General features: G+C 69.7%; 29 protein-coding genes. 21 read left to right on the plus strand and 8 right to left on the minus strand.

All coding sequences use genetic code 11. The features are described 5' to 3' along the window. Nucleotides 1-250 precede the first annotated feature (250 nt). From P1P70_RS17630 to P1P70_RS17645, 4 genes are read left to right on the plus strand one after another with little or no spacing between them, the layout of a single operon-like run. On the plus strand, nucleotides 251-1,084 hold the full coding sequence (locus P1P70_RS17630; RefSeq protein ID WP_319238409.1) for a helix-turn-helix transcriptional regulator: 834 nt from the start codon (nucleotides 251-253) through the stop codon (nucleotides 1,082-1,084). Further along, complete coding sequence (locus P1P70_RS17635; RefSeq protein WP_319238412.1) at nucleotides 1,081-1,281, plus strand: DUF397 domain-containing protein; 201 nt, start codon at nucleotides 1,081-1,083, stop codon at nucleotides 1,279-1,281. Before P1P70_RS17630 ends, P1P70_RS17635 begins: the two co-directional genes overlap by 4 nt. A gap of 59 nt (nucleotides 1,282-1,340) precedes the next feature. Continuing rightward, the gene (locus tag P1P70_RS17640) at nucleotides 1,341-1,649 is read left to right on the plus strand and encodes a hypothetical protein (RefSeq protein WP_319238415.1); all 309 of its coding nucleotides are present in this window, start codon (nucleotides 1,341-1,343) and stop codon (nucleotides 1,647-1,649) included. After that, entirely contained in the window at nucleotides 1,646-2,044 is a 399-nt protein-coding gene (locus P1P70_RS17645) for a hypothetical protein (RefSeq protein WP_319238418.1), read from the plus strand. Before P1P70_RS17640 ends, P1P70_RS17645 begins: the two co-directional genes overlap by 4 nt. A 22-nt stretch (nucleotides 2,045-2,066) precedes the next feature. On the opposite strand, the gene P1P70_RS17650 is transcribed toward P1P70_RS17645, so the two are convergent. From P1P70_RS17650 to P1P70_RS17665, 4 genes are all read right to left on the minus strand, one after another. Next, nucleotides 2,067-3,527 (minus strand): HAMP domain-containing sensor histidine kinase, encoded by a 1,461-nt coding sequence (locus P1P70_RS17650; protein WP_319238421.1) that lies wholly within the window; start codon nucleotides 3,525-3,527, stop codon nucleotides 2,067-2,069. After that, on the minus strand, nucleotides 3,524-4,264 hold the full coding sequence (locus P1P70_RS17655; RefSeq protein ID WP_319238424.1) for a response regulator transcription factor: 741 nt from the start codon (nucleotides 4,262-4,264) through the stop codon (nucleotides 3,524-3,526). The genes P1P70_RS17650 and P1P70_RS17655 overlap by 4 nt, the downstream gene beginning before the upstream one ends. A 180-nt stretch (nucleotides 4,265-4,444) precedes the next feature. Further along, on the minus strand, nucleotides 4,445-4,627 hold the full coding sequence (locus P1P70_RS17660) for a hypothetical protein (protein WP_319238427.1): 183 nt from the start codon (nucleotides 4,625-4,627) through the stop codon (nucleotides 4,445-4,447). A 68-nt stretch (nucleotides 4,628-4,695) separates the two neighbouring features. After that, entirely contained in the window at nucleotides 4,696-5,832 is a 1,137-nt protein-coding gene (locus P1P70_RS17665; protein ID WP_319238430.1) for a S1C family serine protease, read from the minus strand. A 200-nt stretch (nucleotides 5,833-6,032) separates the two neighbouring features. Here P1P70_RS17665 and P1P70_RS17670 point away from each other — a divergent pair, with 200 nt between their 5' ends. Both P1P70_RS17670 and P1P70_RS17675 read left to right on the plus strand, forming a co-directional pair. Then, nucleotides 6,033-6,671, plus strand: coding sequence for a hypothetical protein (locus P1P70_RS17670; protein WP_319238432.1), 639 nt, complete (start codon nucleotides 6,033-6,035; stop codon nucleotides 6,669-6,671). Beyond that, on the plus strand, nucleotides 6,644-7,168 hold the full coding sequence (locus P1P70_RS17675; RefSeq protein ID WP_319238435.1) for a hypothetical protein: 525 nt from the start codon (nucleotides 6,644-6,646) through the stop codon (nucleotides 7,166-7,168). Before P1P70_RS17670 ends, P1P70_RS17675 begins: the two co-directional genes overlap by 28 nt. A 127-nt stretch (nucleotides 7,169-7,295) precedes the next feature. Here P1P70_RS17675 and P1P70_RS17680 read toward each other — a convergent pair whose 3' ends face one another. Together P1P70_RS17680 and P1P70_RS17685 are read right to left on the minus strand one after the other, a co-directional pair. Continuing rightward, nucleotides 7,296-8,318, minus strand: coding sequence for a LacI family DNA-binding transcriptional regulator (locus P1P70_RS17680; RefSeq protein WP_319238438.1), 1,023 nt, complete (start codon nucleotides 8,316-8,318; stop codon nucleotides 7,296-7,298). A 94-nt stretch (nucleotides 8,319-8,412) separates the two neighbouring features. After that, on the minus strand, nucleotides 8,413-9,192 hold the full coding sequence (locus P1P70_RS17685; protein ID WP_319238441.1) for a response regulator transcription factor: 780 nt from the start codon (nucleotides 9,190-9,192) through the stop codon (nucleotides 8,413-8,415). Nucleotides 9,193-9,351: 159 nt separating this feature from the next. Between P1P70_RS17685 and P1P70_RS17690 the strand changes: the two genes are divergently transcribed. The 7 genes from P1P70_RS17690 (at nucleotide 9,352) to P1P70_RS17720 (ending at nucleotide 14,762) form a co-directional block, all read left to right on the plus strand. Next, nucleotides 9,352-10,239, plus strand: a complete 888-nt coding sequence (locus tag P1P70_RS17690; RefSeq protein ID WP_319238444.1) for an alpha/beta hydrolase — start codon at nucleotides 9,352-9,354, stop codon at nucleotides 10,237-10,239. A 31-nt stretch (nucleotides 10,240-10,270) separates the two neighbouring features. Continuing rightward, nucleotides 10,271-10,525, plus strand: coding sequence for a MoaD/ThiS family protein (locus P1P70_RS17695; RefSeq protein ID WP_319238447.1), 255 nt, complete (start codon nucleotides 10,271-10,273; stop codon nucleotides 10,523-10,525). Nucleotides 10,526-10,535: 10 nt separating this feature from the next. Continuing rightward, nucleotides 10,536-11,810, plus strand: a complete 1,275-nt coding sequence (locus tag P1P70_RS17700) for a hypothetical protein (protein WP_319238450.1) — start codon at nucleotides 10,536-10,538, stop codon at nucleotides 11,808-11,810. A gap of 172 nt (nucleotides 11,811-11,982) precedes the next feature. Then, a complete protein-coding gene (locus P1P70_RS17705) occupies nucleotides 11,983-12,717 on the plus strand; it encodes a DUF2993 domain-containing protein (protein WP_319238452.1) in 735 nt (244 codons plus the stop codon). 476 nt (nucleotides 12,718-13,193) lie between these two features. Beyond that, the gene (locus tag P1P70_RS17710) at nucleotides 13,194-14,033 is read left to right on the plus strand and encodes a sulfurtransferase (protein WP_319238455.1); all 840 of its coding nucleotides are present in this window, start codon (nucleotides 13,194-13,196) and stop codon (nucleotides 14,031-14,033) included. 87 nt (nucleotides 14,034-14,120) lie between these two features. Next, a complete protein-coding gene (locus P1P70_RS17715; protein WP_019755963.1) occupies nucleotides 14,121-14,408 on the plus strand; it encodes a DUF1416 domain-containing protein in 288 nt (95 codons plus the stop codon). A gap of 93 nt (nucleotides 14,409-14,501) precedes the next feature. Continuing rightward, on the plus strand, nucleotides 14,502-14,762 hold the full coding sequence (locus tag P1P70_RS17720; protein WP_319238458.1) for a DUF3099 domain-containing protein: 261 nt from the start codon (nucleotides 14,502-14,504) through the stop codon (nucleotides 14,760-14,762). Nucleotides 14,763-14,856: 94 nt separating this feature from the next. On the opposite strand, the gene P1P70_RS17725 is transcribed toward P1P70_RS17720, so the two are convergent. Further along, nucleotides 14,857-15,219: a DsrE family protein gene (locus P1P70_RS17725; protein ID WP_319238461.1), complete on the minus strand. Its 363-nt coding sequence runs from the start codon at nucleotides 15,217-15,219 to the stop codon at nucleotides 14,857-14,859. 118 nt (nucleotides 15,220-15,337) lie between these two features. On the opposite strand from P1P70_RS17725, the gene P1P70_RS17730 reads away from it, so the two are divergent. From P1P70_RS17730 to P1P70_RS17760, 7 genes are all read left to right on the plus strand, one after another. After that, the gene (locus tag P1P70_RS17730) at nucleotides 15,338-16,102 is read left to right on the plus strand and encodes a hypothetical protein (protein WP_319238464.1); all 765 of its coding nucleotides are present in this window, start codon (nucleotides 15,338-15,340) and stop codon (nucleotides 16,100-16,102) included. Continuing rightward, entirely contained in the window at nucleotides 16,099-17,028 is a 930-nt protein-coding gene (locus P1P70_RS17735) for a hypothetical protein (protein ID WP_319238466.1), read from the plus strand. The genes P1P70_RS17730 and P1P70_RS17735 overlap by 4 nt, the downstream gene beginning before the upstream one ends. Next, nucleotides 17,025-17,972 (plus strand): hypothetical protein, encoded by a 948-nt coding sequence (locus P1P70_RS17740; RefSeq protein ID WP_319238469.1) that lies wholly within the window; start codon nucleotides 17,025-17,027, stop codon nucleotides 17,970-17,972. The genes P1P70_RS17735 and P1P70_RS17740 overlap by 4 nt, the downstream gene beginning before the upstream one ends. A 257-nt stretch (nucleotides 17,973-18,229) precedes the next feature. Further along, on the plus strand, nucleotides 18,230-18,805 hold the full coding sequence (locus tag P1P70_RS17745) for an FABP family protein (protein ID WP_319238472.1): 576 nt from the start codon (nucleotides 18,230-18,232) through the stop codon (nucleotides 18,803-18,805). 93 nt (nucleotides 18,806-18,898) lie between these two features. After that, on the plus strand, nucleotides 18,899-20,068 hold the full coding sequence (locus tag P1P70_RS17750) for a transposase (RefSeq protein ID WP_319238475.1): 1,170 nt from the start codon (nucleotides 18,899-18,901) through the stop codon (nucleotides 20,066-20,068). A 96-nt stretch (nucleotides 20,069-20,164) separates the two neighbouring features. Next, nucleotides 20,165-20,602, plus strand: coding sequence for a Fur family transcriptional regulator (locus P1P70_RS17755; protein WP_319238478.1), 438 nt, complete (start codon nucleotides 20,165-20,167; stop codon nucleotides 20,600-20,602). A gap of 10 nt (nucleotides 20,603-20,612) precedes the next feature. Next, nucleotides 20,613-21,578: a folate-binding protein gene (locus tag P1P70_RS17760; RefSeq protein WP_319238480.1), complete on the plus strand. Its 966-nt coding sequence runs from the start codon at nucleotides 20,613-20,615 to the stop codon at nucleotides 21,576-21,578. 24 nt (nucleotides 21,579-21,602) lie between these two features. Here P1P70_RS17760 and dtd read toward each other — a convergent pair whose 3' ends face one another. Next, complete coding sequence (gene dtd / locus P1P70_RS17765) at nucleotides 21,603-22,028, minus strand: D-aminoacyl-tRNA deacylase (RefSeq protein WP_319238483.1); 426 nt, start codon at nucleotides 22,026-22,028, stop codon at nucleotides 21,603-21,605. Between the two features lie 216 nt (nucleotides 22,029-22,244). Here dtd and P1P70_RS17770 point away from each other — a divergent pair, with 216 nt between their 5' ends. Next, nucleotides 22,245-22,886, plus strand: coding sequence for an AmfC protein (locus P1P70_RS17770; protein WP_319238485.1), 642 nt, complete (start codon nucleotides 22,245-22,247; stop codon nucleotides 22,884-22,886). The last annotated feature ends 240 nt before the right edge of the window (nucleotides 22,887-23,126 follow it).

Below are 23,126 nucleotides of genomic sequence, written 5' to 3' on the forward strand. Positions count from 1 at the left end.
GGCCAGCGCTCTTCGTTCGGCTCTGTGAGGCCCTTCTCCGTTGGGCCGGGCGCGGCCCAACGGAGCAGTGCCTCACAGAGCCGTACGACGAGCGAGCGCATACCGGTGTCCCTACTTCCGTCTCAGGGTTTTTTCAGGGTCGCCCTGACGAGCGGTGATTACCGTTCGTGTCCTGATCGTCACGGACGCGTCGTACGTTGGGGAAGATGCCTGGCGTTGCCTGGAGCGCCAGACAACGGCGAGGGGTGACATGGGCGAAGTCGTTGACGGGAAGCGGGAATCGGGGCGGGCCGCGTTGGGGCAAACCCTGTTGCTCCTGCGCGAGAAGACGGGCAAGACGCTGACGCAGTTGGCGGCGGAGACGTCGTACGACAAGAGCTATCTCTACCGCCTGGAAAAGGGGGAGCGGCTCTCCAAGCGGGCGGTCATGGAGGACCTGGACACCTACTACGGCTCCGGTGACCTGCTGGTTCGGCTGTGGAGGGAGGCTCGCAAGGAGGTCATCAAGGACAAGTACAAGGCGTTCATGGAGCTGGAGGCGACGGCTCGGGTCATGTGGAAGTTTCAGCTCGGGGTGCCCGGGTTGTTGCAGACCGAGGACTATGCCCGCACGGTGTTGTCAGGGTTGTCTGGCGCCCAGACAACGCCAGGCAACGGCGAAGAGATCGAGGAGCAGGTGGCCTTGAGAATGAGCCGACAGGAGCTGTTGAGTCGCGAACCGGCGCCCAGCATCCGCGTGATCCTGGACGAGGGAGCGGTACGGCGGCCTGTCCGCAACGCGAAGGTGTGGGCGGAGCAGCTTTCGCGTCTGCTGGAGGCAGCCGAACTGCCAACTGTGGCCCTTCAGGTGCTGCCCTACACGGCGGGTGTGCACGACCTCATGAGGAGCGACCTCACGTTGTTGTGGCAGCGAGTGGGCGACCCGGTTGCCTACGTGGAAGGCAACCGCTTCGGGGAGCTGATCGACGATCCGGACAAGGTTCTGTCGTTCCGTTTGTCCTACGATCTCGTCCGGGACGTGGCGCTGACTCCGGAACAGTCATCGGCGTTCATCAAGCGCCTTCTGGAGGAGTGCACACCATGAACCGGACTCTTGATCTCACCGCCGTCGTATGGCGCAAGTCGTCGTACAGCGACGGAGGAGACTCGAACTGCCTCGAAGTCGCCGACGACCTCCCCGGCATAGTCCCCGTCCGGGACAGCAAGGTTCCGGACAGCCGCCCGCTCCTGTTCTCCGCCGGGGCGTGGTCCGTGTTCGTCAAGGGCGTTGCGGTCGGCTGAGCACCTTCGGGTGGCTCGCTATCGGGCCACCCGCGCCGTGGCGCGGCTATGGTGAAGCCATGGCTGAGACCACCACCATCCAGGTGTCCAAGCAGGCCCGCGACCATCTCGCCCAGGTCGCCAAGGAACGCGGCATGACCTTGGGCCAGCTGATCGAGCAGCTGGCCTCGGAACAGCCGACGGCGGAGCAGATCGCGGAGCGGGTCGCGGCCACGCGCCAGGTGCTGCGTGAGCGTATGGGATGCACGCTCACGGACGAGGAGTTCGACAACGGCCCGGACGTGCTGGCCAACATCTACGCGATGGCCGCGGAGAAGATGCTCTCCGGCCGTGGGGCGACGCGCTCCGGCCAGGGGCACGCCGCGTGATCGTCCTCGACACCGACGCGGCGCTCGCGCTCGCTCGCGGCCACAAGGCCCTGCACCACCTCGCGGACAACGTCGCGCACACCTCCGGTGACTGGTTGCACATCCCTTCCCTGTGCCTCATGCGGGCGGAGGAGAAGGACGAGGGAGTCGGGCGGGTACTGCTCGCGCTGCCGGGCATCCAGGTGGACCCGCTGGGCCAGGCAGCCGCCGTCACGGTGGGCGGCATGGTGCGTGATGGCTGGGGCGGAGCGGACACCTGCCACGCCCTCTACGTCGCCACGCCGCACCTGGAGACGGGTGGCATGTCCATCATCCTGACGGGGCGCGAGGACGACTACCCGCCGGGCGTCCTCGCCATCGACATCGACTCCCCCGGCATGCTCGGCTTCCACTGACCCCGAGCGCCCCGGCCCCCGCTCACGCGCTCTCCGGGGGCGGAACCGCCGCCCCCGGCAACCGCACCGTCGCCAGGGTGCCGCCGCCGTCCGCTCGGGACAGGGTGACCTCGCCGCCCGCCTGCTGCACCGTGCGGGCCACGATTGACAGGCCCAGGCCCGAGCCCGGGAGTGAGCGGGCCGACGGGGAGCGCCAGAAGCGGTCGAAGACGTGGGGGAGTTCGTCGGCCGGGATACCGGGGCCGTGGTCGCGGACCGTGAGGACACCCGCGTCGAGGGAGACCTCGATCGTGCCGCCCTCGGGGCTGAACTTCACCGCGTTGTCGAGGATGTTGACGATGGCGCGCTCCAGCGCGGACGGTTCGGAGCGGACGTACCAGGGGTTCAGGTCCGCCGTGATCGTCAGCTCCGGGCCGCGCAGGCGGGCCCGGCGCAGGGCCGCCTCCACGGTCTCCTGGAAGTCGACGACCTGGAGGTGCCGGCCGCCCTGGTGGCCCGCGTCCGAACGCGACAGCTCCTGCAAGTCGCCTATCAGTGAGGCCAGTTCGGTCATCTGGGCCTTCACTGAGGCGAGCAGGGCCTTGCGGTCCTCCGCCGGGATCGGGCGGCCCGTCTCCTCGCTGCGGGTGAGGAGTTCGATGTTGGTGCGGAGGGAGGTCAGGGGCGTACGGAGCTCGTGGCCCGCGTCCGCGATCAGCTGTTGCTGCAGTTCGCGGGAGCTCGCCAACGCGCTCGTCATCGAGTTGAAGGAACGGGAGAGACGGGCGACCTCGTCCTCGCTCTCCTCCTCCACGGGGATGCGGATGCTGAGGTCCTCGGTGCGCGCCACGTGCTCGACCGCCTCGGTGAGCTTGTCGACGGGACGCAGGCCCGCACGGGCCACGGCGAGTCCGGCCGCTCCGGCGCCGACGACCCCGATGCCGGAGACGACGAGGAGCAGCAGCGCCAACTCGTTGAGCGTGGACTGGGTGCCCTTGAGGGGGAGGGCCACGACGTAGGCGGTGCCCGGCATCACGTACTGGCCGTCGCCGTTGTCGATGACGAGTGCCGTGGCCAGTACGCGCACCGAGTTGCCCTCGCTGTCGGTGCCGTTGCGGATGGTGCCGGACTTGATCTTGGGGTTCGCGGCTTCTCTCTTGTCGCTCTCGGCGACGTTCACCACGCCCGTGGAGTTGGGGAGGACGCACCTCGTGCCGTCCGTGGTCACCACCTGGGAGTAGCCCTTGTTCTTCGGTCCCCAGAACGACTGCGACGGTGCCTGGGGGCAGGCGGTGAGGACGGCGTCCTCCACCATCTGCTCGGGCAGCGCTCGGCTGGCCATGGCCTTCAGGTCGTTGTTGACCTCCTCGTACAGCTTCCCCTGCACGATGAACCAGCACGTCACCGACACCGCCGCCACCGCGAACGCCACCGCCGCCGCGACCAGCATCGACAGGCGGGCCCTGATCGGCAGGGACCGGTAGCGGCTCAGGAGCCTCTTCACTCCGCGCCGCCCTGTCGCAGGACGTACCCGACGCCCCGCACGGTGTGCACGAGCCGCGGCTCGCCGCCCGCCTCGGTCTTGCGGCGCAGGTACATGACGTACACGTCCAGGGAGTTGGAGGACGGCTCGAAGTCGAAGCCCCAGACGGCCTTCAGGATCTGCTCGCGCGTGAGGACCTGGCGCGGGTGCGCCATGAACATCTCCAGGAGCGTGAACTCCGTGCGCGTCAGCTCCACCGGGCGCCCGCCCCGTGTGACCTCCCGCGTCGCGAGGTTCATCCGCAGGTCCGCGAAGGTGAGCGCCTCGTCCACCTCGGCGGTCGCGGCGACCGCCGCCGCGTACGAGCTGCGGCGCATCAGCGCGCGGACCCGGGCGAAGAGCTCGTCCAGCTCGAACGGCTTCACCAGGTAGTCGTCCGCGCCGGCGTCGAGGCCCGTGACGCGGTCGCCGACGGTGTCGCGGGCGGTGAGCATCAGGATCGGCGTGGTGTCGCCCGCCCCACGGATCCGGCGGGCGGCGGTCAGCCCGTCCATGCGCGGCATCTGCACGTCGAGGATGACCAGGTCCGGCCGGTACGCGGTCGCCTTCTCCAGCGCGTCGGCACCGTCCACGGCGACCTCGGTGTCGTAGCCCTCGAAGGCGAGACTGCGCTTGAGGGCGTCGCGCACCGCCGGCTCGTCGTCGACGATGAGGATGCGCTGGGGTTCGGGGGCGCGGGCGCCTTCGGCGGAGCTCATGTGGTCTTCGTTCCTCGGAAGCGGTGGAGTGCAGGGGCCGGGGCGCCGTGGGGGTTCTCGTGCGTTGCCTGGTGCGGGTCCGGTGGGGCTTCTCGCGCAGTTCCCCGCGCCCCTGATGGGGCGCGCGCGGTTTCGCCCTAGCCTTGCACGTCCCCTGGCCGCGCAGTAGGCCGTACCGGATCAGCCTCGAACCGTACGTCGGCGCGGGCGCGCGGCCGTGTTGCGACGGGCCGGGGCATGGGTGGCCGCCACCTCGGGGGCCCGAGTCACCGCCGGGTGAAGTTCGGCCGCCACCGCGAGGGCGAGGCCCAGCCCGGCCGGGTCGACGGCGGTGGCGTCGGTGTGGGAGACCTGTGTGATCATGTCGAACTCCTTGGACTCAGCGGGACTGACGGGACGGAGGGGAAAAGACCTGGTCGGAGCGTCGGACCTCAGTCCGACCCGCCCGCCCGCAGCGTGCTCAGGTCGGCCTTGACCGTGTTGATCGGGATGGCGAAGCCGAGGCCGACGCTGCCGGCGCTGGAGGAGGTGGCGTCCGCGGCGGAGTACATCGCGGAGTTGATGCCGATGATGTTGCCGTTCATGTCGATGAGGGCGCCGCCGGAGTTGCCGGGGTTGAGGGAGGCGTCGGTCTGGAGCGCCTTGTACGTCGTCGTCGACGAACCCGTGTCGCCGTTGAACTGCCGGCCGCCGAACTCGAACGGCCACTGCCCGCCGCCACCGCCCTGCTGCTGGCCCTGGCTCTCGTCCGTCGAGACCGTGACGTCACGGTCGAGCGCGGAGACGATGCCGCTGGTCACGGTGCCCGTCAGCCCCTCGGGGGAGCCGATCGCCACGACCTGGTCGCCGACCTTGACGCCGGCCGAGTCGCCGAGCGTGGCGGCCTTCAGCCCGGAGGCGTCCCGGAGCTTGATGAGGGCGAGGTCCTTCTTGCTGTCGGTGCCGACGACCTCGGCCGTGTAGGTCTTTCCGTTGCTGGTCGTCGCTTTGATCTGGGAGGCGCCGGAGATCACGTGATTGTTGGTGATGATCTCACCGGTGCTGGTGATGATCACGCCGGAACCAGTGGACTCGCCCGCGTTCGAGGTGGCATTGATCTCCACAATGCTCGGGCTGACCGCCGTGGCGACCCCGGAGACCGTGCCCTTCTGGCTGGTCGGCACCACGCTGGTGCTGGTGGAACTGGAGGCCACGGTGCCCGAGCCGGTCAGCTCCTGGATGCCGTACGCCGTACCGCCACCGATCGCCGCCGCGACGAACGCCACGGCCGCGAGCAGCGCGATCGGCCCCCGGGTACGCCTTCTCGGAGCGGGCGCCGCCCCGGCCTCCGGGGTGCCGGCGGAGGAACCCGGCTCGGTGAGGAGCGCGGTGGGAGCGGCCTGCGCCGAGGCCGCCGTCGCCGGGTCGTAGGCCGGCGGGGGCGGCCACTCCGGGTTCACCGGAGTGGAGGCCTGCTGCTGGAGGTACGCGGGCTGCTGCTGGGTCTCGCCCTCGGCGTACCCGGAGTGCTGCTGCTGCCCCTGGTAGGGGTTCTCGTACTCGCCGCTGCGGCGGAAGCTCTCGGTCATGACTCAGAGCCTGCCGCCCGACCATGAGACCTTCCTGAGTGCTCCCTGAGAACCCCACCAGAACCTCGTTTGCCCCATATAAAGACGCGTGCCTTCCTCAGGTTCTCCTCAGATAACACGGCAAGATCTTGTTATGTGCATGACCTGCTCATAGCGTTCAACCAGTGACCGCCACGGGGGCGGCCCGATGAAGGCCCTAGATGCATATCCGCACTCGCAGCGCCTCGACCAGCGCTGCCGCTGTGCTGCTTCTCTGCTTCACGACCGCCGGTACGGCGACGGCCGCCGATGCTCCTGTGGGAGGGCCCGTCGTCGTGTCGGAGGACGACACGACGGAGATCAATGACAGGCAGGGCTGGGAGGACGAGACCGAGCAGCCGGTTCTTGACAGGGAGCCGCAGCGCTGCGAGCTGTCCGGTACGTGGATCAAGATCACCTCAAAGCAGGCTTACCACATCCCGTCCTGGTGGAACGGCACCAGCTACAAGGACGGCCCCGGCGGCACGATGACTGTCAGCGTCACCAAGAGTGGCACCATCACCGCCGAAGTGTCGACCACGGCCGAAGTCGAGGCGAGCATGGTCGTCGCATCGGCGAAGTCCAGCATCAGCTACAAGATCTCCGGTAGTGCGACGATCACCACCGGGCACACCTACAGCCGCACGATCAGCAGCAACAAGAAGTACGGGCACATGCGGTACGGCTCATGGGGCTACAAGGTGAAGTGGAAGCAGTACCGTGCCAAGGGCAATGGCTGCGGTGCCACCCAGATCGGCAGTGGCACGGCGACCCTGCCGACCAAGGAGACCGGATGGAAGTACTGGGAAACTTCCTCATGATCTCATCATGGGCCAGGGGATGGCTCACTGTGTGCGCCGCAGTCGCGTCGGCTGCCTTGCTCACCTCCTGCACGTCGACCGACAGTTCCGGAGGCGATGAACCTTCGCCGTCGAAATCATCGAAACAGTCAAAGCCGTCGGCGGCAGCCACTCCTGATGGCCCGTCGGACGACCAGCTCACGGAACAGGCCCAGGCCGCGCTTGCCGCTGTTCACAGCGGGACCATGGTCGAGGCTGGGGCGGAACGCGTGGCCGAAGGTGTCCACGCTGAACCTCTCCTGGACGCCGACAAGGCCTACCGTTTCCGGCTGGTGTGCGTTGGTAGCGGCAGCGTGCAGGTGGTGTTCAGGCCTGCGAGTGCTGGACAGAAGGCCACGGTGCCCTGCGACGGGGCGGTCGCCCAGCAACGTCTGACCGTGAGCGAGCCGCTCCGCATCGACGTCGACGGTGGCAAAGGATCGACCGGAATGATCGCCTGGCAGATCGACACCGTCTGAGGCGCATCGGCACTTGTCAAGCCCAGGCCCCGTGTCCCGTCCATCCCGGGGCCTGGGCGATCAGCCGCTACGAACCCGCAAGGCCGACACCGGCCTCAAGTCCTACGGTGCCACCCGCGAAGCGGCGTTACTCGCAGCCGCACGACCGTCGGGCCACCAGCGTCGACGGGAACAGCTTCACGCGTTCGCGGCGGGAGCCGGCGACCCGGATGCCGTCGTCGAGGACCAGGTCCACCGCCGCCCGGGCCATCCCCGTGCGGTCCGTCGCGATCGTCGTCAGGGGTGGGTCCGTGAGGGCCGCCTCCTTGACGTCGTCGAAGCCGGCCACGGCCAGCTCGCTCGGCACCTCGATGCGCAGCTCGCGCGCCGCCCGCAGCACCCCGATCGCCTGGTCGTCGGTGGAGCAGAAGATCGCCGGCGGCCGGGTCGGCCCCGAGAGCAGCTCCAGCGCCACCTGGTACGCGTCGTAGCGGTTGTAGGGCGCCTGGAACAGCCGCCCCTCCGTGGAGATCCCGGCCTCGTCCATCGCCCGCCGCCAGCCCTCGACGTGGTCGGAGACGGGGTCGCCGATGAGCGGGGTCTCGGCGACGCCGCCCATACAGGCGACGTACGCGTAGCCGTGGGAGAGCAGATGGTCGACGGCGAGCTTCGCGCCGCCGATGTCGTCGGTCACCACGGCCACGTCGTCGATCGCCTCGGGCCGTTCGTGCAGCAGCACGACCCGCGCGTCCCACGCCTCTATCTCGGCGGCGGCGTTGTCGTTGAGGGCGTGGCTGACGAGGATCAGCCCGGAGACCCGCATCCCGAGGAACGCCCGCAGGTAGTGGACCTCGCGCTCGGCGACGTAGTCGGTGTTGCCGACGAGCACCATCTTTCCGCGCTCGGCGGCGGCCTGCTCCACGGCGTGGGTCATCTCGCCGAAGAAGGGCTGGCGCGCGTCCGGCACGATCATGCCTATGAGGTCCGTGCGCCGGGATGCCATCGCCTGGGCGACGCGGTCGGGCCGGTACGACAGTTCCTTGATCGCGGCGAGGACACGCTCGCGCGTGGCCGGTGCGACCGGCCGGGGTCCGTTGTTGATGACGTAGCTGACGACGGCGGTCGATGTTCCCGCCAGTCTTGCCACGTCATCCCGAGTCACCTTGGCCACGCGCGGAGTCTACGCGGATGGACCGGCCCTGGGCAGGGCGTACGACGGCGCACCTGGGAGTTACCAGTGCGTACGCCGCCCGGGGTGTCCGTCACTACGCCTCGGCCGCGATCTCCACGGCCTCCAGGGGCGCCGTCTCGTCCGCATCCGCCGCCTTTGAGGGGGCGGCCTTGCTCTTCGCCTCGTCACCGGCGCGCTCCGCCTTCTCGGGCGTAACGAATCGATAACCGACGTTCCGGACGGTCCCGATCAGCGACTCGTGCTCGGGGCCGAGCTTGGCGCGCAGCCGCCGTACGTGCACGTCGACCGTCCGCGTACCGCCGAAGTAGTCGTAGCCCCAGACCTCCTGGAGCAGCTGGGCGCGGGTGAAGACGCGGCCCGGGTGCTGGGCGAGGTACTTGAGGAGCTCGAACTCCTTGAAGGTGAGGTCGAGGACGCGCCCCTTGAGCTTGGCGCTGTAGGTCGCCTCGTCCACTGAGAGGTCGCCGTTGCGGATCTCCATCGGGGAGTCGTCGTTGACGATCTGCTGCCTGCCCATGGCGAGCCGCAGGCGCGCCTCGACCTCGGCGGGGCCGGCCGTGTCGAGGAGGACGTCGTCGATGCCCCAGTCGGCCGTGACGGCGGCGAGACCGCCCTCCGTCACGACGAGGATGAGGGGGCAGCCGGGCCCGGTGGAGCGCAGCAGCTGGCACAGGCTGCGGACCTGCGGGAGGTCACGGCGCCCGTCGATGAGGATGACGTCCGCGCCGGGGGTGTCGACGAGAGCCGGGCCTTCCGCCGGCGCCACGCGCACGTTGTGCAGCAGCAGGCCGAGGGCCGGAAGCACCTCGGTCGACGGCTGGAGGGCGTTGGTCAGGAGCAGCAGAGAACTCATGCGTCTGGTTCCTCCTCGGTCCCTGCGAGGACGCGTGTGGCGGCGGCTCGTACAGTCGCGGTCACCTGGCGTTTTTCCGCTCGTATACAAGCTTGCCTAAAGCACGAAAGGACCCGGGGGCGACATTGCCCGAGTCCTCTGTCCAGCAGAATAGCCCACATGAGTGCTGGTCCGGCAGGTGATGTGACGCGATCTTTCGGCATCCCGAACTCTGAGACGGCCGATCGAACCCTTTCGGAGCCTCCGCGAACCCCTTTGCGCAGGTTTCTGCGGACTGACGACGGGGTGAATATCGAGGCCGTATACGATCCGAAAGCCGTTGTATACAACGGCTCCCAGGGCACCGGAACTCCACCTTCCGGCCACCTGGCCGTTGTCGTCGCGCACGGCTTCACGGGCGACGTCGATCGCCCGTACGTTCGAAGGGTGGCCGAGGCATTCGCCCGGTACGGGTCCGTCGTCACGTTCTCCTTCCGGGGCCACGGACGATCCGGCGGCCGCTCCACGGTCGGCGACCGTGAGGTGCTCGACCTCGCGGCGGCGGTCCGCTGGGCCCGTGAACTCGGCCACACGCGCGTCGCCACCGTGGGCTTCTCCATGGGCGGCTCGGTCGTCCTGCGCCACGCGGCACAGCCGGAGGCGGGGACCGACGCCGTCGTCTCGGTCAGCGCCCCCGCCCGCTGGTACTACCGGGGTACGGCCCCCATGCGCCGGGTCCACTGGCTCATCACCCGCCCCGAGGGCCGCCTCGTCGGCCGCTACGGCTTCCGCACCCGTATCCACCACCGCGACTGGAACCCCGTTCCCCTCTCCCCGGTGGAATCCGTTCCCCTCATCTCCCCGACCCCCCTGCTGATAGTCCACGGCGACCGGGACGGCTATTTCCCCCTCGACCACCCGGAGATGCTGGCAGCGGCGGCGGGCGACGACGGGGAACTGTGGGTGGAGCGGGGCATGGGCCACGCGGAGAACGCGGCGAGTGCGGAATTGCTGGGGAGGATCGGGGACTGGGTGGTGAAAGGGGTCGCGGTCAGGGGCGTAGCCTGACCCCGTCACGACTCATACAAGAGGAACGCAGATGCCAAAGGGCACCGTCCGCTACTGGGCCGCAGCCAAGTCCGCAGCAGGCGTCGCCGAGGAGCCCTACGACGCGGCGACCCTCGCGGACGCCCTGAACGCGGCCCGCGACCGACACCCCGGCGAACTCGTCCGCGTCCTGCGGCGCTGCTCGTTCCTCGTCGACGGAAACCCCGTGGGTACCCGTGCGCATGAGACGGTACGTCTGGCCGAGGGCGGCACGGTCGAGGTGCTCCCGCCGTTCGCAGGAGGGTGACCCCCAGATCATGAGCAACCAGCCGTACGGGTACGAGGGCCACCAAGGGCAGCAGGGCCACCAGCAGGGACACCAGGGACAGCAGGGCCACCCCGGCAACCAGGGCTACGACGCGTACCAGCAGCCGCAGCCCCACGCGCAGCCGCAGCCGCAGCCGCACTGGCAGGGCTACGACGACAGCCAGGCCGCCCACGCCCAGCAGTACACCCAGCAGTGGGAGGGCCAGACCTGGGAGACCCAGCTCCAGCCCCGGACCTCGCCCGCCGCCAACCTGACGGAGACGGCGTACCTGCCCCAGCAGACGGACGCCGGCCAGTACGCCCCTCAGGCCCAGCACCAGCCGCAGCATCCGCACCAGCCGCATCAGCCCCAGCATGCGCACCCCCCGCAGGCGCAGCACCAGTTCCAGGCGCAGCCGCAAGCTCAGCCCCCGGCCCAGGGGCTGCCCCCGGCCGCTCCGGACGCTGCCGCCGCCGGTTCCGCGCCCGGCTACGGTCCGCCCACGCTCACCGGCAACAGCCGGGTCACCGACGCCCAGCGGGCGCGGGCCGAGGGCCGGTCGCCGATCATCGAGCCGGGGATGCAGCCGGCACTGATCACGGCCGTCCTGGGCCTGCTGCTGGCCGGGGCCGCCGCGGTCGGGGAGTACGCCCTCGCCGTCCCCCTCGTCGTCCTCCAGGCAGTGACGGCGGCGGGCTGGTTCCGGCTGAACGGCATGTGGCCTGCCCGGCAGGGCATCGTGCTGGCCTTCGCGGGCGCCCTCGCGGCGGACGCGGCTCTCTTCGTGGCCGGCCGGGAGCACGCGCCCGCCGCGATCCTCGGGACGCTCGGCGTGTGGGTGCTGCTCGGCATCGTGCTGGGGCTGCGGAGTCACGCGGATCCGGACGAGCGGATGTACGGCCTGATGGCGGCGGTGGCCTCGTCGGCGCTGGCGATCATCGCGACCGGCTATCTGGCGGCCGCGGCGGACGCGGTGACGGTCGGCGGGGTCGCGGTCGCGGTGGCCGTCCTGGCCCGCGCGCTGCCACTGCCCACTCCGGCCTCGGTGGTCGTCTCGCTGCTGGCGGCCACCGGCGCGGGGATCGCCGCCGGCGGGGCGACCGAGTTGGGTACGTCCGGTGCGGGTGCCCTGCTCGGGGCCGGCGTGGGTCTCTGCGCCCTCATCGGCCACCGCGTCGCCAGCTACGACTATCCCTCCCGCTTCGTCCACTTCACCGCGGGGGTGGCGCTGCCGCTGACGGCGGCGGCCCCGGCGGTGTATCTGCTGGGCCGCGCGTTGGTCTGACGGCGGGGCGTTTTCGGGTGCGAGAAGCCCCACCGGAGCCGTACCCGACAGCGAACCCCTGTCACAGCTGATCAACAACGCGGGCCGCCCCTCCCCGGCCCCACGCCCGCCCGATTACCCTCGCGTAGACACCGTTCGGCCGCCGAGTGGACTACGTGGGGAACACCGAGAGATGCGCGCACTGCGAATACTGGTCATCGTCGCCGTGATCCTGGGCGGCCTCTTCGTGGTCGCCGACCGCGTGGCCGTCGGCTTCGCCGAGGACGAGGCGGCTCAGCAGCTGAAGACGAGCGAAGGCCTGACGAGCACCCCGGACGTGTCCATCAAGGGCTTCCCGTTCCTCACCCAGGTCGCGGGCGGCGAACTGGACGACGTCGAGATCGGCATCGAGAACTTCGAGGCGAGCACCGGCAAGCCCGACGAGAGCATCCGCATCGCCGACCTGAAGGCGAACATGCGCGGCGTCGCCTTCTCCAGCGACTACAGCTCCGCCACGGCCACCAGCGCCACCGGCACCGCCACCATCTCGTACGAGGAACTCCTCAAGGCCGCCAAGCTGGAGCCCACCGACGTGGGTCTCGGCTTCACCGCCCGCGTCGTCGGCCTCTCCGACGGCGGCAAGGGCAAGATCAAGGTCAACGTCGAGATCGACCCGCCGGCCCTCGACCCCCAGACCGTCTCCGTCCTCAGCACCGTCAGCGTCAAGGGCGACAAGGTCGAGGTGCAGGCGGACTCCCTGCCCTCCACCGGCGGCTTCGACCTCGCCGAGAACGCCGTCCGCTCGATCACCGACTTCCAGCAGGCCATCGACGGCCTCCCCGGCGGCATCAAGCTCGACAAGGTCGAGGCGGCGCCGGACGGCGTGGACATCACGGTCAAGGGTTCGAACGTCAGGCTGGCGGGGTAGGACGACGGTCGGCTCCGCTCACGGCCGTACCCGCACGCACGGCCGTACCCGCGCTCACGGCTGCCCCTCCCCGCGGACGCACCCTCGCCGATGTCCGAAAGGCGAGACGACGTCGTCCGAAGCGTAGATGTGACGACGGCTACAGGGGGCCGTCCGCCCCGTCACCGCAGCCTCGGCAGCCACTCCATCCCATATTCCGGACGATCGCGTCTCAGAATACGACATGCCGGTGACACGCCCGCCTGTCCGTCCCTACGATCGACACTCATGAAGCGACAGGCGGATCTCACGAAGCGGCGGGCAGTAGACCTGTGCCGCGTCGCCGCCATGCTCTGTCGCACCTTCTGAGCGACGGAATCTGCCGCCGCGTTCCCCGATGCCCGCCCTGTTCCAGCCAGGGCCCACCCCTGCGCGCCCCCGGCCGAACCGCCGGAGGCACCCGCACACCGCCGCAACTGCCCCGGAGGAGAAAGAGCATGAGCCGCAGCGACGTCCTGGTCGACGCCGACTGGGTCGAGGCCAACCTCGACGACCCGAACATCGCCATCGTCGAGGTCGACGAGGACACCACCGCGTACGAGAAGAACCACATCAAGAACGCGATCCGGATCGACTGGACGAAGGACCTCCAGGACCCGGTCCGCCGTGACTTCGTCGACCAGGAGGGCTTCGAGAAGCTCCTGTCGGCCAAGGGCATCGGCAACGACACCCTCGTCGTCCTCTACGGCGGTAACAACAACTGGTTCGCGTCCTACGCCTACTGGTACTTCAAGCTGTACGGTCACGAGAACGTCAAGCTGCTCGACGGTGGCCGCAAGAAGTGGGAGCTGGACGCCCGCGAGCTGACCGACGAGGTGCCGGTGCGCTCCGCGACCGAGTACAAGGCCAAGCCGCAGAACACCGCGATCCGCGCCTTCCGTGACGACGTCGTCGCCGCGATCGGCTCGCAGAACCTGGTCGACGTGCGCTCGCCCGACGAGTTCTCCGGCAAGCTGCTCGCCCCGGCCCACCTGCCGCAGGAGCAGTCGCAGCGTCCGGGCCACGTCCCGTCGGCCCGCAACATCCCGTGGTCGAAGAACGCCAACGACGACGGCACCTTCAAGTCGGACGACGAGCTCAAGGAGCTCTACGCCGAGGAGCAGGTGGACCTGGCGAAGGACACCATCGCCTACTGCCGCATCGGTGAGCGCTCCGCGCTGACCTGGTTCGTCCTGCACGAGCTGCTCGGTGTCGAGAACGTCAAGAACTACGACGGCTCCTGGACCGAGTACGGCAGCCTCGTCGGCGTCCCGATCGAGCTCGGCGCCAACAAGTAAGACGAGTAAGCACCACCCGCGGTACCCGCACACCCCCGTTCGTCCCGACCGGCCTTCCTTCCGGTCAGACCCCTTATGGAGAAAGACATGTGTGGAGCGAAGGCCGGCGGCCCGGACGCCTCGACGATCAAGCCCGGTGAGACCACGATCCAGGGTCAGGTGACCCGCGACGGCGAGCCGGTGACGGGCTACGTCCGTCTGCTGGACTCGACCGGCGAGTTCACGGCGGAGGTCCCGACCTCCGCGACGGGCCAGTTCCGCTTCTACGCGGCCGAGGGCACCTGGACCGTCCGCGCGCTCGTCCCCGGCGGCACCGCCGACCGGACCGTCGTCGCCGAGAAGGGCGGCCTGGCGGAGGTCGCGATCGCCGTCTGAGACGGTCTCGTCGAGCAGTCGAGCAGTCGAACAACTGAGGGCCGCACTCCCCGGAGTGCGGCCCTCGGCCGTGCGCGGACCTACGCTGGAGGTATGTACGCCCGCAGGCGCCACCTGTACTTCGCCATGATGGGCACGTGCCTGGCCCTCTTCGTCCTGGCCTGGGGCGTCGTACGCCTCTGGTCGGTCCCGGTCGCGGTCGGCATGTGCGTGGTCGCCATGGTCATCCCGCCGCTCGCCGCCGTCGTCGCCAACCGGCGTGGGCCCGACGACCGCTGGTGGGACGACCCCTCCGGCGACCCGAAGTCCGACGAGTGGTGGGACGAGCTGGACGGCAAGAAGCGCCGGCCCTGATCGGGAGGACGCCCGCGAGCGCCCGCGTGGCGCCGGAACAGGAGTGCCTGGCGGCATCAAGTGCACGAGCACGAGCACGAGCGCCTGTGCGGGGTCAGTACACGAGTGCCTGGGTGTCGTCCGCCATGGCCTCCTGCACGAACACCTGGGCGCCTGCGATCCGTACGCCCTCGACGACGTCCTTCTCGGTGATGTCCCGGCGGGCGGCGCACTGGGTGCACAGGGTGATCCGGCCGCCCGCGAGCAGCGAGTCGATCAGATCGGGCAGCGGGGCGGCGTGCGGCAGCTCGAACTCGGCGGCGCGGCCGGGGAGCGCGAACCACGCGGACTCGCCGGTCAGCCACAGGGACACCTCGACACCGCTGGCGACGGCCACCGCCGCCACCGTGAAGGCCTGCGAGCACCGCTCAGGGGCCTCGGCCCCCGCCGTCACCTTGATCACGAGCTTCTTCGCCATGTCCGCATGCTAGTCCGAATCGTGATCATCCTCGGTGCAACCCCGTGAGGGGTCCATGGGTCTCCTGTGCGCGGATAAGGAGTCCGCGCTTCGCGTTCTGTGGGGGAGTGCCTTGGAAGTGCCGGAAAGACCGGAAAGAGCCGAAGGGGAGCTCGCGGAGCAGCCCGTCGCCCGCGCGCCGCGCCGGGGGCGCGGCGTCCTGTTCGTCGCCGGGGCGGCGGTGCTGGGGGTGATCGCCGGAACCTGTGCCGGATACCTCGTCCAGGCCGACCGCGAGCCCACCGAACTGCCCCCGCTCTCCCAGCCGGTGATGGACCGGGCCGAGGGTGAGGGACCCGAGCCGCTCTCCGCCGCCCAGGACCGCAAGGTGAGGACGGACGGCGATCTGCGCAGGCTGCTGCTGAAGAAGCCGGCGGGCGCCAAGAAGGCCGAGTGGCTGGAGGGCGCCGACGGCTGGATGACCATGGCCGACTACTCCGGCGACTTCACCGAGCCGAACGACAAGTTCGGCGCCCTCGTCAACGACGAGTTCCGCCGGGCCGCCGTCGTCGGCTGGGAGGTCGGCAGCTCGTACAACGTGGAGATCCGGCTGGTCCAGTTCCGACAGCACAACAGCATGGCCGCCGGCGACTCCAGCAACAACCACCAGACCTGGGCGGAGGAACAGCCGGACGCCGACAGTTGGGCCATCAAGGGCACGGGGGACGGCATGGCGTACGTCCACACCAGGCCGGACACCGAGCCCGGATACGAGCCGATGTACAGGGCCGAGGCGCACGCCTGGCGCGGGGACGTCGCGATGGAGATCTGGGTCTACGGCGGCAAGCAGGTCCCCAAGAAGATGATCATGGATCTGGCCGAGCGGCAGATGGAGCGGTTGTGAGCGCGGACGAGACGCCGGGGCAAGGGGCGCCGCAGCAGGAGACGCCCCAGCAGGAGACGCCGGGACCGGAGATGGCGGGACCGGAGATGGCAGGGCAGGAGCCGGCGGGGCAGGAGACTGCCGCCGTCGTGCCGGCCGCGCCAGGTGCCGGACGGCCCGCGCCGCGTCGGCGAATCGCGGTGGTCGCCGGGGCCGCGCTGCTCGTGGGGGCGCTGATCGCCGGTGTGGGGTTCACGGGAGTGACCGTACGGGGCGCGGACCGCGACGCGGGCGCCCCGACCTGGAAGTTCCCCGACGACAAGGGGGAGAGCGAGAGCGAGGCGCGGGCCCGGGCGAAGAAGGCGACGGCACAGCCGGGACTCGCGGGACTGCTCGTGCCGTACGGCACCGACACCTGGGTCCAGGGACCGGATCTCGCGGAGTTCGGCTCCGACGCGGAGTTCAGTGGCGCCCAGGCCGCCGCCCTGCGCAAGAAGTCCCTGAGCGGTCTGCCCCGGGCCCAGCGCAAGCGGCTGGAGAAGCAGATCGACCGGCAGCGCATCAAGGGCATGGCGATGCGCAGCTACTTCAGCGCGGCTTCGTTCGGCTACCGCACCGACGAGGGCATCTCCTCGATCAGTATCACCCTCGCCCGCATGGAGAACAGGAGCGCCTTGCGCGACAGTTCGACGTTCCAGAACGAGTTCCTCGCCTCGCTGGACGTCTTCCGCGACGGCCCGCGGATCAAGGGCCACGACAACGCGAGGTGCTTCCTCACCCCGAAGGGCACCGACAAGACCCTGGACGGGATGTTCTGCTCCGCCTACGCGGGAGACGTCCTCGTCACCCTCACCGCGAGCGCGGCGAAGCCCCTCGACAAGCGGGGCGCGGCCGAACTTCTGCGCACCCAGCTCGACCGTGTCGCCGAACAGGGGGTGTCCGTATGAGCGAGCAGGCACGAACCACAGAGGAAGCCGTGCGGGAGACGCCGGAGGCACCGGAGGCACCGGAGACGCCGGAGACGCCGGAGACGTACGACGCCCCAGCTTCGGCGGCGGACACCATGGAGACGCCGGCCACGGAGCCCTCGGCCGTCGGGCCGGCTCAGCCCTCTGCCACCCGGCCCCGCCGGGACCGTCGTGTCCTGCGTGCCCTGCTCCGGTGGACCGCCGCCGTCGTCGTCTTCGCCTCGGTGGGGACGGCCACGGCGTACGGGATCGCCGCGGCGCCGCGCACGGACGTACCCGGTCTGGCCACGGAGTCGGACGGGCGCTGGGTCTTCCCCCGGCTCGTCAGGCCACCGCTGCCGTCCGGCAGCCCGGAGCCGTTCGCCGAGGACAACCCGGCCGGAGCCCATCACGCCGATCTGCGTGCCCTCGTTCTGCCCGCCCCCGAGGGGGCCACGGAGGACAAGGCGCTGCGGGGCTCGGACGGCTGGCTGCCGGTGAAGGAGTACCTGGCGGAGTTCGAGGCGGAGGACCGCGGGGAACTGGGCCAGAAACTCGTGGACACCGGCCTGCGGCACATCGCCGCTCGGGGCTGGACCACTCCGGACGGCACCCGGACACGGGTCTACCTGCTCCGGTTCAACACGACGAACGTCGTGGACTCCGAGCTGGCGACCCACGCCCTGGCCCACGTCAGCCCGACGTACCGGGTACGCGGTGCGGGGGAGGTCGAGTACGACGAGGACTTCCCGGAGGAGGCCGCCGTGACGGGGACCGCCCGGACCGCCTATGCCGAGGCGAAGCCGTACGGCGCCGAGCAGGTCCGCCAGGCCTATGTCTCGGCGGGGGACGTGTACGCGGTGATCCTGCAGTCCCGCGAGGCGGGGACTCCGGCGGTCCCCTTCTGGCAGACCGTGGTCCTGCAGAGCCAGCTGCTCGGCTGACGGCCCCCGGGCGGGAAGAACCGACCTCACGCCGGACCCCGGACCCCAGCCGCGTAAGCTGGGGTCCGGCCCTGTGTGCGTACCGCACGTCTCCCGCTCAATCGAGGAGCACCTCGTGATCATCTTCTTCGAGACCCTGCTGGTCCTGGTCGCCGTCGGCGTTCTCGCCTTCACCGGCCTGGCCGTGAAGAAGCTGTACCAGGGCCAGCGCTGACCCGCGTCCGACCGACGCCCAGGACTCCCAGGAACCGCCACTCATGATCGAGATCCCGTCCGACCTCCACAAGGACCTCGTCCCCCTCGCCTTCCTGCTCGGCGACTGGGCCGGCGCGGGCGTCCATGACTTTCCCGGCTCGGAGAAGTGCAACTTCGGCCAGGAGGTCACCTTCACCCACGACGGCCGGGACTTCCTGGAGTACCGCTCCCACACCTGGGTGCTGGACAACGACGGCAACAAGGTCCGTCCGCTGGAGACCGAGTCCGGGTTCTGGCGGGTGGACGCCGACCGCAAGGTCGAGATCGTCATGACCCGTGACGACGGGGTCGTCGAGGTCTGGTACGGCGAGCTGGCCAAGCAGAAGCCGCAGATCGACCTGGTCACGGACGCGGTCGCGCGCACGGCGGCCTCCGGCCCCTACAGCGGTGGCAAGCGGCTGTACGGCTATGTGCACAGCGACCTGATGTGGGTCGGCGAGAAGGCCACCCCCGACGTCGAACTGCGCCCCTACATGTCAGCGCACCTGAAGAAGGTCGTCACCCCCGAGGACGTCGAACGCTGGGCCAAGGCCCTGCCCGACGACATGCCGGACGACGGCATCGCGTTCTTCAAGTAATGGGCGACAGGATGTCGGTCGTGGGTCACCTGTTCGGGTGAGCGGGGCGGCTTTTCGAGACGTGCCGCGAGTCGCCGTCCGAAGCTTGTGATCGTGAAACTGGTGGTGCAGGTCAAGCTTCTGCCGACGTCTCAGCAGGCGGAGGCACTAGAGGTGACCCTGCGCTCCTGCAACGAGGCGGCGAACTGGCTCGCGGCCGAGGCGTTCACCCGGCAGGTAACCTCCCGCGCGGGGCTTCAGGCCCTCGCTTACGCCGATCTGCGGGCTCGCGGTCTGTCTGCGCAGCCCGCACTCCATGTGCTGCGGAAGGTGGCGGATGCCTACGCCGCGTTGAAGGCGCAGGCGAAGGCAGGGGGATTGGGCAAGCCGGGCTCGAAGCGGTACGCGACAGCTACCTCGTATCCGATCAGGTTTCGTACGGAGGCGGCTCAGCCGTTTGATGATCGCTGCCTGTCCTGGCGATTCGACACCACCACGGTGTCGATCTGGACCACCGGTGGGCGATTGAGGAACGTCGCCTTTGCCGGGCATCCCGGGCATTTGGAACTCCTGGCGCGCTACCGACGTGGCGAGTCGGATCTGCTCCGTCGGAACGGCCGCTGGTATCTGATCGCGACCTGCGAGATTCCCGAGGACGAGCAGAACAACAGGCCAGACGGGTTCATCGGAGTCGACCTGGGGATCGTGAACATCGCCACCACGTCCACGGGGCAGCGACACAGCGGGCGATTCCTGAATCGCCGCCGTGAACAGGATCGGAAGCTGCGCGCCAAGCTGCAGCGGAAGGGCACGAAATCCGCCAAGCGGCGGGCGAAGAAGCGCGCGGGTCGGGAGGCGCGTCGGGCCCGGGACATCAATCACAAGATCAGTAAGTGCATCGTGGCGGAGGCTCAACGCACCGGTCGCGGGATCGCCCTGGAAGACCTTGGCGGCATCCGCGAGCGGGCACGGCTCAAGAAGCCCCAACGCGTCGCGTTGCACACATGGGCGTTCCACCAACTCGGCAGGTTCATCGCGTACAAGGCCAAGCGAGCCGGAGTTCCGGTGGTGTACGTGGATCCGGCCTGTACCAGCCGGGAATGCTCCCGGTGCCACTACATCGACACGCGCAACCGGCCGTCACAGGCCGTCTTCGCCTGCAGATCCTGCGGCTTCGTTGAGCACGCGGATCTCAACGCGTCCCACAACATCGCCTCGCGTGGCTGGTGGATGTGGGTCTGCGGGGTCAGGTCAGTGGCCCCTGCCCGCACGCTCGTCGCGTGAGGGCTGGACGCGGCCGGGCCCATCGAAGCCATCGATGACCTGAGCGCAAACCCGGGACGGCGTCCCGGGTGGCTGACGTAGTTCTAGACTCGTGGTGTGGTGAGCACCGACTGGAAGAGTGATCTCAGGCAGCGTGGCTACCGGCTGACTCCGCAGCGGCAGCTCGTGCTCGAAGCCGTGGACGCCCTGGAGCACGCGACTCCCGACGACATCCTCGTGGAAGTGCGCAGGACGGCGTCGGGGGTCAACATCTCCACGGTCTACCGGACCCTGGAGCTCCTGGAGGAGCTCGGGCTGGTCAGCCATGCCCATCTGGGGCACGGGGCACCGACGTACCACCTGGCCGACCGGCATCACCACATCCATCTGGTCTGCCGGGACTGCGAGAACGTCATCGAGGCCGATGTCTCCGTGGCGCAGGACTTCACGGCGAAGCTGCGCGAGACCTTCGGGTTCGACACCGACATGAAGCACTTCGCGATCTTCGGCCGGTGTGAGAACTGCACACTCAAGGCTTCAAGTACCAAGTCGTAGGCTTAGGCATATGAAAAGCCCTCTGCTGTCCCTGCCCGGCGCCGTCCCCGCCGAGGGCGTGGACGAAGGCGTCGCCGCCCACTACGGCGACCTGTTCCGTGAACAGCGCGCCCTCGCCGACGGCACCGGATTCGTCGACCTCTCCCACCGGGGCGTGATCGCCGTCTCCGGGGAGGACCGGCTCAGCTGGCTGCACCTGCTGCTCACCCAGCACGTCAGCGAGCTGCCCACCGGTGAGGCCACCGAGGCGCTGATCCTCTCCGCCAACGGTCACATCGAGCACGCGCTGTACCTGGTCGACGACGGCACGACCGTCTGGGCGCACATCGAGCCCGGCACCCAGGAGGCGCTGCTCGCGTACCTGGAGTCGATGAAGTTCTTCTACCGGGTCGAAGTGGCCGACCGTACGGGCGACTTCGCGGTCGTCCACCTCCCGGCCGGTTCGATCGCCGAGGTCCCGGAGGGCACGGTCGTCCGCGAGACGCCGTACGGCCGTGATCTGTTCCTCCCGCGCGCGGACCTGGAGTCGTACGCGGAGAAGACGGGCCCCGCCGCCGGTCTGCTCGCGTACGAGGCGCTGCGGGTCGAGCACCACCGGCCGCGCCTCGGCTTCGAGACCGACCACCGCACCATCCCGCACGAGCTGGGCTGGATCGGCACGGCCGTGCACCTGCAGAAGGGCTGCTACCGGGGCCAGGAGACCGTCGCCCGGGTGCAGAACCTCGGCAAGCCCCCGCGCCGCCTCGTCTTCCTCCACCTGGACGGCAGCGAGGTCCACCTCCCGCCGCGCGGCGCGGAGATCCGGCTGGCGGACGACGGACCCGAGGGCCGCAAGCTCGGCTTCATCACCACGTCCGCACGCCACCACGAACTGGGGCCGGTCGCACTGGCCCTGGTCAAGCGCAACATCCCGGTCGACGCGAGGTTGGTGGCCGACACCACGGCGGCGGCGCAGGAGGTCGTGGTCGAGCCGTAGACGCGGCGAGCTCCGCAGGCCGCCCTACATCTCCAGCAGCACCGTGAACGGGCCGTCGTTCGTCAGGGACACCCGCATGGACGCGCCGAACCGTCCGGTGGCCACCGTCGCCCCCAGCGCCCGCAGCTGCGCGACGACCTCGTCCACCAGCGGTTCGGCGACGTCACCGGGTGCCGCCGCGTTCCAGGTCGGGCGCCGGCCTTTGCGCGCGTCCCCGTACAGCGTGAACTGGCTGATCACCAGCAGCGGCGCGGCCACGTCGCTGCACGACTTCTCGTCGTGCAGCATCCGCACGGACCACAGCTTGCGCGCCAGCTGCGCCGCCTTCTCCTTGGTGTCGTCGTGCGTCACCCCCACGAGGACGCACAACCCCTCGCCCTCGATCGCACCGACCGTCTCACCGTCCACGACGACGCTCGCGCCGTCGACCCTCTGCACCACCGCACGCATGCCGACCATGATGCCGCCGCCGTCCATCAGCCGTGCGCCAGGGGGTCCCTCTTACGGGGGGTTCGTGATCACGGGCGTTTCAAGAGCGCTTTGCCCGGTCTTTCTCATTGATCCATTACCGCCCATCTGGGGTGGATCGCGGGGACTCGGTCACAAAGCGGCGACGGAGAGTGGCACGATGCTCACACACACCGGTCGAGGGGACGGTTGAGGCGCATGAGCACATCCAGTACCGGGCAGCCCCCGGGCACTGCGACGTTTACCCGTACGACACCGGGGTCCGGCCCCGGCGTCCGTCGGCCACCGGTCCAGCGTACGGACAGCGGACCACTGCCGCCGCCGGATCCGGCCGAGCACGAACTCTCCCGGCTGCGGCTGCCCGAACTGCGCACGCTGCGCCGGGACGCCCAGCGGGACGAGGCCGACCTCAGCTATCTGCGGCGGCTGCTCCAGGGCCGTATCGACATCCTGCGCGCCGAACTGGCCCGCAGGGGCAGTGCGGAGGACCCCGGGGCCCCGGGCTCGGCAGAGCCCTCGGCGCTCGTCGACCGGCTCTCGGCGATCCTGACGGACGCGCCGGCCCGGCACCGTTCCTCGGCCCGCCATGTCACGGTGGGCACGCCGTACGGAGAGGAGTACCGCCGGCTGGCCGCCGAGATGCTGGACGAGGTCGAACTCTCCGACCTCCAGGCCCGCACCGACGACGAACTCACCGCGGGCCTCGCCCGCCTGGTCCACCACGAGCAGCAGATCTCCGGCCGCCGCCAGCACCTCCAGCGCACGGCCGACGACTGCAGCGCGGAGATCGCCCGCCGCTACCGGGAGGGTGAGGCCCAGGTGGACGACCTGCTGACGTAGAGGGTGCGTTGGCGTCTGCGGTTGAGTGGGGCTTCTCGCGCAGTTCCCCGCGCCCCTGAAAAGCAGGGGGTGCGCCCCGTGCTTTTCGCCCCTGAGTGGCCGTAGGCCCTCAAGGGGCGCGGGGAACTGCGCGACCAGCCCCCACCGGACGGACGCCTGAGGGTCGAAGGGGCGCAGCCCCTTGGTGGGGGCACCTCCCGCTCGAGCGAAGCCGGGAGTGGGGGAGGGACGGGTAGGGGC

Source organism: Streptomyces sp. MB09-02B (genome assembly GCF_033794485.1).
Taxonomy (GTDB): domain Bacteria; phylum Actinomycetota; class Actinomycetes; order Streptomycetales; family Streptomycetaceae; genus Streptomyces.

Coding starts and splice junctions, on each gene's coding strand:
- P1P70_RS17630 (WP_319238409.1), top strand. CDS start 251: ATGGGCGAAGTCGTTGACGGGAAGCGGGAATCGGGGCGGGCCGCGTTG.
- P1P70_RS17635 (WP_319238412.1), top strand. CDS start 1,081: ATGAACCGGACTCTTGATCTCACCGCCGTCGTATGGCGCAAGTCGTCG.
- P1P70_RS17640 (WP_319238415.1), top strand. CDS start 1,341: ATGGCTGAGACCACCACCATCCAGGTGTCCAAGCAGGCCCGCGACCAT.
- P1P70_RS17655 (WP_319238424.1), bottom strand. CDS start 4,264: ATGAGCTCCGCCGAAGGCGCCCGCGCCCCCGAACCCCAGCGCATCCTC.
- P1P70_RS17660 (WP_319238427.1), bottom strand. CDS start 4,627: ATGATCACACAGGTCTCCCACACCGACGCCACCGCCGTCGACCCGGCC.
- P1P70_RS17665 (WP_319238430.1), bottom strand. CDS start 5,832: ATGACCGAGAGCTTCCGCCGCAGCGGCGAGTACGAGAACCCCTACCAG.
- P1P70_RS17670 (WP_319238432.1), top strand. CDS start 6,033: ATGCATATCCGCACTCGCAGCGCCTCGACCAGCGCTGCCGCTGTGCTG.
- P1P70_RS17675 (WP_319238435.1), top strand. CDS start 6,644: ATGGAAGTACTGGGAAACTTCCTCATGATCTCATCATGGGCCAGGGGA.
- P1P70_RS17685 (WP_319238441.1), bottom strand. CDS start 9,192: ATGAGTTCTCTGCTGCTCCTGACCAACGCCCTCCAGCCGTCGACCGAG.
- P1P70_RS17690 (WP_319238444.1), top strand. CDS start 9,352: ATGAGTGCTGGTCCGGCAGGTGATGTGACGCGATCTTTCGGCATCCCG.
- P1P70_RS17695 (WP_319238447.1), top strand. CDS start 10,271: ATGCCAAAGGGCACCGTCCGCTACTGGGCCGCAGCCAAGTCCGCAGCA.
- P1P70_RS17700 (WP_319238450.1), top strand. CDS start 10,536: ATGAGCAACCAGCCGTACGGGTACGAGGGCCACCAAGGGCAGCAGGGC.
- P1P70_RS17705 (WP_319238452.1), top strand. CDS start 11,983: ATGCGCGCACTGCGAATACTGGTCATCGTCGCCGTGATCCTGGGCGGC.
- P1P70_RS17710 (WP_319238455.1), top strand. CDS start 13,194: ATGAGCCGCAGCGACGTCCTGGTCGACGCCGACTGGGTCGAGGCCAAC.
- P1P70_RS17715 (WP_019755963.1), top strand. CDS start 14,121: ATGTGTGGAGCGAAGGCCGGCGGCCCGGACGCCTCGACGATCAAGCCC.
- P1P70_RS17720 (WP_319238458.1), top strand. CDS start 14,502: ATGTACGCCCGCAGGCGCCACCTGTACTTCGCCATGATGGGCACGTGC.
- P1P70_RS17725 (WP_319238461.1), bottom strand. CDS start 15,219: ATGGCGAAGAAGCTCGTGATCAAGGTGACGGCGGGGGCCGAGGCCCCT.
- P1P70_RS17740 (WP_319238469.1), top strand. CDS start 17,025: ATGAGCGAGCAGGCACGAACCACAGAGGAAGCCGTGCGGGAGACGCCG.
- P1P70_RS17745 (WP_319238472.1), top strand. CDS start 18,230: ATGATCGAGATCCCGTCCGACCTCCACAAGGACCTCGTCCCCCTCGCC.
- P1P70_RS17760 (WP_319238480.1), top strand. CDS start 20,613: ATGAAAAGCCCTCTGCTGTCCCTGCCCGGCGCCGTCCCCGCCGAGGGC.
- dtd (WP_319238483.1), bottom strand. CDS start 22,028: ATGCGTGCGGTGGTGCAGAGGGTCGACGGCGCGAGCGTCGTCGTGGAC.
- P1P70_RS17770 (WP_319238485.1), top strand. CDS start 22,245: ATGAGCACATCCAGTACCGGGCAGCCCCCGGGCACTGCGACGTTTACC.